Annotated in this window: 6 protein-coding genes; all 6 read right to left on the bottom strand. The window is 63.0% G+C overall.

What is annotated here, in order from left to right; genetic code table 11:
- Positions 1-178 precede the first annotated feature (178 nt).
- Positions 179-586 carry a hypothetical protein gene (locus SAZ01S_RS22420; RefSeq protein WP_139810205.1) on the bottom strand — a complete coding sequence of 136 codons (408 nt, stop codon included), beginning with the start codon at positions 584-586 and terminating at the stop codon, positions 179-181.
- A 247-nt stretch (positions 587-833) separates the two neighbouring features.
- A complete protein-coding gene (locus tag SAZ01S_RS22415; RefSeq protein ID WP_167693237.1) occupies positions 834-2,516 on the bottom strand; it encodes a retron Ec67 family RNA-directed DNA polymerase/endonuclease in 1,683 nt (560 codons plus the stop codon).
- Between the two features lie 307 nt (positions 2,517-2,823).
- Positions 2,824-3,168 carry a hypothetical protein gene (locus tag SAZ01S_RS22410; RefSeq protein WP_084584557.1) on the bottom strand — a complete coding sequence of 115 codons (345 nt, stop codon included), beginning with the start codon at positions 3,166-3,168 and terminating at the stop codon, positions 2,824-2,826.
- 292 nt (positions 3,169-3,460) lie between these two features.
- A complete protein-coding gene (locus SAZ01S_RS22405) occupies positions 3,461-4,012 on the bottom strand; it encodes a HEPN domain-containing protein (RefSeq protein ID WP_084584553.1) in 552 nt (183 codons plus the stop codon).
- Positions 4,013-4,105: 93 nt separating this feature from the next.
- Positions 4,106-7,411 carry an NERD domain-containing protein gene (locus SAZ01S_RS22400; protein ID WP_084584552.1) on the bottom strand — a complete coding sequence of 1,102 codons (3,306 nt, stop codon included), beginning with the start codon at positions 7,409-7,411 and terminating at the stop codon, positions 4,106-4,108.
- 341 nt (positions 7,412-7,752) lie between these two features.
- The coding region (gene traA, locus SAZ01S_RS22395) for a Ti-type conjugative transfer relaxase TraA (RefSeq protein WP_139810204.1) at positions 7,753-10,606 on the bottom strand (2,854 nt) is incomplete at its 5' end.

Here is a 10,606-nt window from a genome sequence, read left to right as displayed (position 1 = left end):
CCAACTTAAGCCGTCCCTATTAGCGGGTGGGAACGACCGCTCGGGCCGAAAGCGGCCATAGACAACCATCATCGCTCCATCGGCGGTGGCGCCCTGAAATCGTGTTCCGTACCGGCGGCTCCCGCCCAAAGTCGGCCTAAGAGAGCCGAGAAGAATGAGCCTGTAAGCTGCCGTTTCGTTAACGCCCGAAGCGTCGCCGCAGTTTAGGAGCGAGGGAGACTATGGCAGCAGCAGGAATGCCGCCAACGATGCACCCTATTGCAACGGAAAAGGTCAGCATCGCGAGCATGATAGCGAACATGCCGAGTTCTTGCCATGCCCCGATCCTCCACGGCTCCATGAAGATCACGCCGATTGCGCACGACAAGAGGAATGGCGCTCGAAAGCCCGGACCTCTCCTGGAAAAGATGCTCGCGCCGACGATCCAGCAGGCGGTGATTACCGCAGCGAGCGGAAGCGCAATGAGGCCGGAGAAATCCATTAGAAAGAAATAGCGGCAGCTTTGATGATGATCTAGCCGCAAACCGGTGTGTCCGCTTCCCACCAGAATGCGAAATTCGGCACCGGCGGCTCCCGACCAATCCAAGCCGTTCCTCGACCGACGCGCAAACGGCCGCTCCGGTCAAAACTGTCCATTTCATTTTCATTGACCTGTTTGGCAGCAGTGCGCCCTAATATCGGGCGTTAAACCGGCTCACTGGCAAGCCCAAAAAGCTTCGCGGGCCGGCGCTTATGTATGCTCTGCCAGGACGACGGCGTGGACGGGGACACCGGCGACCTCAGCTGGTGGATGCACGGGGCGTTCGGCTGAAGGTCGCCGACGAAACCGTACATCAGGGACCTGCGCCCATCATCGCCGCATAGTCGTCGATGACGGTCACGATCCGATCCAGGATCACGCGCATAGCGGTGAAGTCGACGTCCTTCCGGTTCCTCTTGATCACGTGCTCGGCGAACAGCGCCTTGCCGTACTCCTTGGTGATGTCGCAGTCCTTGCCGAGGTTCAGGGTCTTGCCGCCCAGCTTTTCGGCCCGCCATTTCGCCGGCAGGAAGTCCTCGATCATCGTCTGGGCGTCAGACGGCCCGAGCGGCGTCGGCACGACGTACAGGTTGTCGCCCACGTAATAAAACGACTCCTTCCCGTCGCACGCCGTCTTAGTCGTCGCCTTCACGACCTTGTAGATGCCGTCGGCACCGGAGTCGTTGTCGACGAGGAGGATCACCGGGAAGCGCTCGGCGTGCGGAGCGGTGAAGGGCTTCAGGTTCTTGCGGTAGTCCCTGATCAGGTTGTTGAAGTGGCCCGACCCGCCGGCGATGCCCAACAGCCGCTTCGTATGCTCGGAGTAGTTGAACAGACGAACTTTGAGCGTTGCAGCGCTTCCCTGCTTCTCCGCGAGACCGGGATAGTCGTCCGCGAACGCCTGGATCGCGCACCGGAGGTAAATGTTGTCGGTCTTGCCCTCGCACAGGATGACGGGCATCGATGGCGCATAGAAATAACGGTAGACTAGAAACTTTCGGTATGTCTGCTCGGAGCCGGTCAGCTTGTGATCGCGATCGGCAGGCCGCTTGTACCGCTTCACGCTGTCGATGAAGCTCAGTACCCCCTCCATCTGATCGAGCGTTCCCGGCACCTCCTCGACCGCAGCGGTGCCGTCATCCTTCCGAACCAACTGCTTCGTCCGATAGGCGCCGGTCCTGAAGAGGTGGTCGCACTTCGCCCGCGCCTCCCGATAGTATTCCGAGCGGATGTTGACCTTCTCGTTCACGATCAGGCCGGTCACGTCCTGCCGGGACTGCCGCATCTGGACGCGGGTCTTCTGGGGATTGAGCGCGAATCCCGCCCGTTGGATTGCCGTGTCGAGCGCCGGACCGGCTACCCACTGACCAGCGTCGTTCGGCACCGCCACCTCCTCGGGAAAGTCGCGGCTGTTGGTCGAGAAGGTAAGATCGTCGGCATATCTGGTGTAGTGCAGGCCGAAACGCCGGGCGAGCTTGGCCAGGCGTACGTCTAGGATGTGGGCGATGAGGTTCGAGACGACGGGCGAGGTCGGCGCCCCCTGAGGCAGACTGTTGTCATCGCAGACTATCTGGGCGATGACCGTGGCGGCACGCTCATGCAGTGCGAAGTGTCTGTTTGTTATCAGGAAGCCGCGCACGCGACCGAAATTGATCGTCCCGAAGAAGTCGGCGAGATCGACGTTGAGGACGAAGCGCCTACCGCGGTGCTGGTATGCGTTGGTGATGATCGAGTGGCCGCGCCGGAAACCGTGCGACAGCTTCTCCTTCTGCGATCGCGCCTCGTTAATGTCCGCGATGCAGTCCTGAAGGAGCTCGGCAAGTCTGGCCTGGATGTTCTTCAGCCTAGGCTCGGGTGCCTTGATCGTGCGCGTTCCACCGCGCGACTTGGGAATGTCGAACACCGCATACTTGGCGGTCTGCTTGTAGATAACCCAGGCGAACGCCTTGGGATGAAACCCCAGCAGCAGCGCGACATCCGAAAGCGATGTCGCCATCTTCAGCTCGTCAATCCTCTTCATCGTCCCGCCCCGTCATCCGTCGGCTCGCGGACACTCCTTCGCAGGCGTAGACCCTCAGGGATTGCCCATATGGACCGCAGGAGCAATTCTCCCGCACATTCTCTTCACGTGTCGCGAAACGCGACAAAAAATCTGTCCGCGAGCCTCGGATCAACTTAGCCGTGTGCACGCGTTAGGCAAGTCGCCGGGTTGAAGAGCGCGACGCAATCATATCCACCAACGGCTGCCCGTGGCACCCGGCTATTTATGACACTCCGCCAAGCGCGAGCCTGCGCTGACGCGATCATCCCGTATCACCCTGCTTCAGGCCGTCGAACCACGAGGCATAGCTCGTGTTCCTAGCGAGCTGCCGGTTGAGGTCCGGCGACCCGTCCGTCCACCACACTCGGCCGCGCTCGCCGAGGGCGCGCTTTGCCGCGTCCACGCGACCACGGGCGTCGCGAACGGCATCGCGGTCCTGCGCCTTCAGGCCGGCTCTCACGTCCCGCCTCGCCGCCATCAGGTCGGACACCAGCGATGCCCGCTCGTCCTCGCTCAGGTCCGGGTTCGACATGCGCCGGAGCCGCCCCCGCACCACGAAGTAGTGACCGTCCGGCGTCACGGGATGAGCTGCGGCGGTCTCCGGCACGAGTGGCTCTCCTCGACCGTAAAGCGTCTCGGGAGCCGGAACGTTCACTTCGGCGTTCCATACCGAGGAGGACGACGCCCGCATGGCGAGGAAGCTCTAGGTCTACAGGACGCCGATCGGCCTCCACGACGCCTACGTGGCGGCGAGCGACCAGACCGGGCAATCCTCAAATGTTCACCGAACGACTGCTCCCGAAAATGGCCTAGCGGCAGCCGCCTCAAAGCCGATCGGAGTGCAGCGGCGCCGTCGACAAGGCCTTTTTAAACTCTTGGCGCTCCTATTGCCCTGCTCGTCAGACATCGCCGCGCATCTCCATAACGGCACCCTCGCACCAAGTGGTGATGATCCAGTGCGCCTGAAACAATTCGTCGAGATCTACAGCGACACCGACGTAGGGCCTGCCGCCGCGATCTGACGGATAGCGGAAACGATCGGCGAACGGGTCGAACGCCTGCACCTGCGCGATCATCGACCGCACATTGCGCGCCAGATCATCGTCATCAATGCAGCCTTCATCGGCGCGGATGTCGAGAAGTTGCTGAAACAGCTTGTCGAGATCGTGGCCTGGCTTCCCGCTGATCTTACCAACAAGATCGAGGATCGCCGACTTGATGGCCAGCTCAACACTCTGGCGCCACAGCGAAAGCAGCGGCCTTTCGAGCAGGCCGGAACTATCTGCGCGCGCCAAGTCCCACAGCGCTTCGAACCCCCGCTCAAAACTATAGGAAACGAGGTCCCAAGAGCCCGCCATCAAGTCGCTAGACAGATCGCGCACGAATGGCCGCAGCGTGGGCTGCAGCTGGACGATCTCTTCGACAAGGGCATCGCGACGTTGATACGACATGGTCTGCTATCCAAATGGGAGAGCAGAGTATCAGCTATTGGGCCGGCGGGCTAAGCCCGAGAGCCTCATTTGACATGCCGTCCGCGTGACATCTTATAACGAAGCATGCTCGTCCGTTCTCTCCGCCTCAAGCGCCCGGGCCGTCGCCAGCGCCTGTTCGCCATGTCGCGGATGTTCGAGCCAGCGTTGCACGAGTTTGAGATCGGTCGGTCGGCCTACCTTTGCCATCAATTGCAGCGCGGCATCGATATGTTCTTCTTCGAGCGGTTGCCCGAATTGAAAGCGGGAAAATATCGACGCGGCCACGTAATCGCCGGCCAGCACAACTCTGGCGAGGTCACGGACCATGTCCGGCCAACGACCATCGAAGGCGATATCGGGAAGACCTCTAAAACCGAGATTCCGCGCTTCACGTCGGAGGCGTTGCACCACATCGAAGGCTTGGGCGACACCGCATGATACGAAGTCATCCACGGAAGGTGACCCGCCACCTCCGTTCAGCGCATGGATGAGAGGCGCCGCGTAATACCAGGCGCGCATCGCCTCATCGTCCGGAACGGGTTGCGAAAGGTCGAGCGGCAGATTCATCGTCGCCAGCAGCGCAATCGCCTCCGAGAAGACCACGACCGCGAACTGGTGCGAATGCCCTTCGGTCAGCGGACCCAGTGCCAGCCGTTGCAGTTCGGGCGCAGCCGCGGGCGTCGGGTCGCGCCGCAGGCCTCGAAGTATGTCGTTGATGAACCAAGCATCGCGGTCCGAGTCGCGCAGGCCGCGCAACAGTAGCCCCTGCCGCTTCTCGACCGCGAGCACCTCGTAGAATGCCTCCCAGTAGATGTCGCGATAGGGATGATCATAGGTCCGGGTGACCGCGCTAACCGCCAGCGCGCAGCTTTCGGGCGTTTCCGGCTGATCAAGCATTGCCTCATATTCCCGCACCGCTGCCTCGACGGTGAAGTCATGGTCGATCCCTCCGACGCCCTCCAGCGCATCGAACACCATGCTGTTCATGATCGAATTGTCGGACAGGTAGCCGTCGAGAATCTCGCGCACCGCCGCACGATCGTCATCGCCCAGCTCGCTGCCACGAAAGCGGATAATGTCGCAGACGATCAGCCGCAGATGATAGACTTGTGTGCTCCAAAGCCGCTGCAGCAGCTCGGGAAATCGCTCGGGCATCGGCTCGCTGAGCCCGCTGCGCAGCGCGGACACGAGCAAGAACAATTGGCCGACGCTCAATGTCTCGAACGCATCGAGACGTTCGGCGAGACCGAGCCTGAGATGGAGTGCCTTTCGCTGAGCCCAGTTGTTCTGGATGCCGTGGAGCAGATTCTGGAGATCCCGCGCCCCACTGAAATGATGCATCCCGTACAGCGTACCATAGGCGGCGGCCCGCCAGGCTAGGCGAACCTCAGGATGGTGCTCTTTAAGCCGCGCCGCCTCGGCGATGAGGCGCTGGTCGACCGTCGCGTACAGGTCGAGCAGGTCAGGTAGCAACCCATCGGCGAGCGCGGAAGGAATGAGGGCGAGGAAGAGTCCGTCGCCCGGATCGTCTTCCAGCGTGTCGGCTAGCGCCGGCAGATAAGATGAGAAGTTGCCCGCGTCCGTGACACCGTCGGGGAGCGTGAGGCTGATTTCCGAGTAGCGTCGCTTCAACTGCCCGATAAGGTCGCGCATGCGACTGATCGCATAGTCGCGCGCCTTGGCGCCCGCCCTTCCGGAGAGCGCACTTTCGAGCAACCGGGAGTCCGGCGCGTCCGACAGCAGCATCGCGATATCCTGCGTCGTCGCGCAGCCACCGAGTAGAAATTCTCGCAGCTCCGCGTGGACCGGCTGGCGAGCGAGCGCGGTCAGTTCGGTCGGGCTGGTCGCTCTGCGCAGCAACGCGTCCGCCGCGAAGAAATCGGCGATCAGATCGTGGCGGAAGCCAACTCGTCCGCTTTCGCTCCAAATCAAACCTGCCGAATAAACGGCATCGATGGTCTCCGCATCGTCGGGGTCGACGATCCGTTCCGCCGCTGATCTTGGAATGGCGGCCGCGAACCCGCTGCGCATCCGGGTCGCGAGATCGCCAAGGCCGCGATATGCTCGGGCTATCCCAACGGCGCTCAGCCTCGCACGGGAGAACCCATGATAGAGGGAATAACGGCCATCGATGGTGCCCATCTCACTGAGCATCTGTGCAAAAATAGCCGCGTCTTGCGCGGTGGCGACGACTTCGAGGGCCGCGATTTCCTGCTCGACCAAGGCTCGCCCCAGATGCGCTTCGACGATTCGCTGCGCCTGCACCCGATCGGGCTGAATCAGCCAGACAGTTTCGGCCCGCAAACTCGTCGGCAAGGTCAACTCATCCTGACCGGTCAAAATAATGCGGGCCCCATAGTTGATCCGTGCCGCCTGCAATGCCGCGATTAGATCGGCCCGCTTCTCGGGCGGGCATTCGTTCATTGCATCGACGTGGAAGACGATATCCGCTCCGGCAGTGGCGGCAGCATCGAACAGCGTAGTGACCTTCTCGCGCGTATATCGTGCCGCATCCGCTCGCAGCAGTGGACGGAGGTCGCGATCGAAATCTCGGCCGCGGATCAGCACCGGGATGGCGCCGCCAGCCGCGCACGCCATGCCAAGGCGCTTGAGGAGCATCGTCTTGCCGCTGCCCGAGGCGCCGGTGATCTGGAGGTGCTCACCCGCCGCGCAGCGGTGGGCAAGGTTTGCTGAAGTCTGATCGCCTTCGAACAGAGGCTCGACATAGGGTGCGAGCGTTGCTCGGCCGAGGTCCTGATAGGCTGCGAGATAGTCTGCGACGATGCGCTCGGCAGCCGACGGCGGGCTGGCGCTATCATCGGTCAGCCCGTTTGCCTCAGCGAACGTAGTCCACCGGTTCAGCGGAAGCGCGTTGGCGCGCGGGACTGTCAGCAGCTCGACGAGATCGGCATAGCCGCCGATGGCGAGTTTGAAGTCGCTGGCAGGAATGGTCGATCCAGATGGGGCAGCCGGATAAAGGCATAACATGCCGCCTACGGCGTCGCGAACATCGGCGCCCAGATCCCCGCGCAGGCTGTCCGTCACGGCGAATCGATTTTCCAGTGCCTGCTGATAGGGGTTGGAACCGTCGAGTTGCTGACGGTTGCCGTCGTCCCGTTCGAGCGACCATGGTCCGTTCACGCCGCCGGAGACGGGATGGGTGTAGCCTTTGATCTCGACGACAACCGCCGTGCTCGCGGTCGCCACGATCAGATCGATTTGTCGACGCTGGGACCCGATAATGATGTTCCGCAGCAAAACGGCGTCGACCCCGGCCGTCTCCAAATCGCGTTGCAGCCTGCGAACGCAGGCGTTTTCAGCGCGATTGCTAACGGGATCGCCGCTAAAGCTCCTGATCGATATGCCCTGCGCTGCCATGATGCCAAGCTAGACACAGATGCCTACCGATCAACAATATGTTCGCGAGATCTGGCATGGGACAAATCGCATTGTATCCGAATATAGCCGGTTCATCAGGATAGGATGCTTGGTTGGCGACGGATTTTTGCCGATCCTTCGACGTCGGTTCAAATAGTCGTCACGCGCGCGCTGTCCGGTTTCGGCATAAGCGGCCGTTCCCAGTCGAGGTGCCAAACGGCGGGAATGTCCCAAACCCCGTCTTTCATTTGCCGCCCGAGCGAACCAAACGAACGGCAGGTTCGGGGCCTCGCGGAGACCGGCTTGATGGCTGAGGTTGGGGCGCGTAGCTGCGGCCCGGCTCACATCCCGATGTTGAGCCCACGGCTTCGTCCGCGGCCGATGAGGTCTGCCAAGCCCTCACCCACGCTCCTTCCAGGCATCTCGGGCAAGCCGAGCTGGGCTTTTCGGTTGCGCAAAATGGACTCGACCTGCGGATCGCGCTCAAGGCTCTTCGCCATGCCGATCATCCGGTCGCCGACCCTGTTCGCGTCGGTGGTCTCCTGATTTCGCAACAGCAGCCGGCGCTGTCGGTCCAGTGCCTGCCAGCGCTGCACAAAGGCGTCGGCGCGAAGCTGTGGATCGACACGAATATCTTCTTCGAACTGCATGGCGCGGATCGACCTTGCCACCTGGCCTTCTGACGCTTCCTGGATCAGACTTGGATCGTTGGAGAACGCCAGCTCAAGATCGCGCGCGGCATACGGAGCAAGCACATTCAGCGCTGCACGGCTCGCCTGGAGCTCCTCGCGCTGCGCGGGGGTGTGGCGGTCACCAACACGATTCGCGAAGCGCATCGCGCGGACAATCGTCGCATGGCGCTGCACGGCCCGCGTCGGCACGATCACGGGTTCAGGCTGCGGCGCCTGCTTATTTGCCAATGGCTGTGCCGGTGGCGGCACTTCGGGGGATACCCGCAACTTCAGCCCGGCGAACATGTCGCGCTTGGGTGCCGGCTGCGGGGCCGGAACCGGCGGCGGCAGCACGATCTGCCGACGTGCTGCGAATTCGGGCGCATAGTCGGACGCCATATCCTTGCCCCGCTCGCGCGACAGCGCCGCCGCCAGCGTCGCATGGCCCGAAAAGTCGTCTCGGCCATAATGGAGGTCCACACGCTCGCGGTGTCGGGACAATGCGACATAGGCGGCGTGCCGATCCAATCCCGGTGTTGCCAACACATGCACCTGGTCAACGGTGACCCCCTGGGCCTTATGCACGGTCGCGGCATAGCCATGATCGACCGCGGCATAGTCCTTGAGGTCGAAGGCGACCGAACCGCCATTATCGAGCAGCACCGCCATGCGGGTAGCGGTGACACTTTCGATCCGCCCCAGCGATCCGTTCTTGACGCCCAGGCTGCGCTCGTTGCGCCCAAACATGACCCGATCGCCAGCGGCGAACTGGCGTTCGCCCTTCTCGACCTGCCAAGTGACATCTTCACCCATTTCGCCGTGTGCACGTAGCCGGTCGCGCGCCGCCCGGTTGAGCGCCGCCACTTCGTCATTGGTATGGGTAAGGATGATTCGGCTTGCGCTGGGTGCCTCGTGCCGCCGCCGGTTCCAGCGATCGATCAGCGCGGCACGCGCCGCTTCACGCGTGTCGGCAAGGTGAAGCGCATCCTGCTGCCGGTAGGCCTCCAGCGCCTCGGCGGTGCGCCCGGTTGCGAGCTGCCGCGTCGCCAGCCGCTGCCAGTCCTCGCGCTGTCGGCGAATGTCGGTTATCTCGATAGCGCCATGCCGCTCGGCAACCGAACGAAACGCTGCGCCGGCCTCAATCGCCTGCAACTGCTCGGGATCGCCGACCAGCACCACCTTCGCGTGACGCTTCTCGGCTTCGGCGATCACCCGCTCCATCTGGCGGCTGCCGATCATCCCCGCTTCGTCGATCACGAGGATCGACCTGTCGGTCAGCAGTTCGCGCCCCTGCCCCCATTGATGCTCGATGCTGGCAATGGTGCGCGACGCGATGCCTGAGCCGCTTTCCAGATTCTCGGCGGCGATCCCGGACAGCGCCAGCCCCTGCACCTGATAGCCAGCGCTCTCCCATGCGTTGCGCGCAACGCCAAGCATCGCCGATTTGCCGGTACCGGCATAGCCGACGATTACCCCCAGATCCTTGCCGCTGGTGACGTGATCAAACGCGCTGCGCTGCTCGCTCGACAGGGCCAGCCCGCGCATTTCGGCACGCGCCAAGGCAAGCTTGCGATGCTGCTCGTCCATGCCATGCCCGCGGCTGGCGTCGAGCTTCACGGTCGCGCGCTCCAGTCGCACTTCGGTCTCGATCATGTCACGGCTGGTGAAGCGGTCTTCGCCGCGCCCGTCCTTGCCCAGCTTCACCAGCTCGGGCGCCGCACGCACCGCCGCCATCACCTGGTCGAACTGGTCCTTCCCTTCGCTGTGGCGATGCACGAACATCGCCAGATCGCGGGTGGTGAAGGTCGCCTGGGTGCGGGTGATGGCATCGAGCGCCAGCGCCGGATTGGCCCGCAGCTTCTCGCCATTGGCACGCGCGATGTCGTAATGCTCTTCCAGCCGTTCGGACGCGAGCCCCTGGGCGGCCATACGCACCGCTGCTGGGCCGATCTTGTGCTGCGGCTCGAGATCGATGCCCTGCGCTTCCAGCGACCGGTGATCGACACGCGCATCGATATCGAGTTCGGCCAGACGCGCATTGACGTGGCCGGCCCAGCGCTCGCGCCATTTCTCCAGCAGGTCGGTGCGGTTCCAGTCACGGTTCTTCTTGCCGAACCCGTCCTCGCCGACTTCGCGCAACGCCAGCATGACATGGGCGTGCGGCTTGGGTTCGCCATCGGCACCGATATCCCAATGCACATTGAGATCGGCGACCATGCCGCGGTTCACGAATTCGGCCTGGACGAACTCGCGCGCCAGCCTAATGCCCTCGGCCTGGTTCAGCTCGCGCGGGATCGCGAACTCGATCTCGCGGGCAAGCTGCGCGTCCTTGCGCAGTTCCACCGCTTCGACGGCATTCCACAGCTGTTCCCGATCGGCGAAATGCTCGGGCGCGCCGTCCGGCAGCAGCACCTCGGAATGCACGACACCCGCCTTGTTCGAGAAGTCGTGATGCCGGTCGAGCCGTTGGTCGTGCAACCGCGAGGCGGAGCGATAGGCGGCAGCGGCAAGCGCCGACGATCCA

The sequence above is a fragment of the Sphingomonas azotifigens NBRC 15497 genome, assembly GCF_002091475.1.
Taxonomy (GTDB): Bacteria; Pseudomonadota; Alphaproteobacteria; order Sphingomonadales; family Sphingomonadaceae; genus Sphingomonas; species Sphingomonas azotifigens.
Note: the sequence above shows the minus strand (reverse complement) of the source record. Positions and strands in the feature narration are given on the sequence as shown.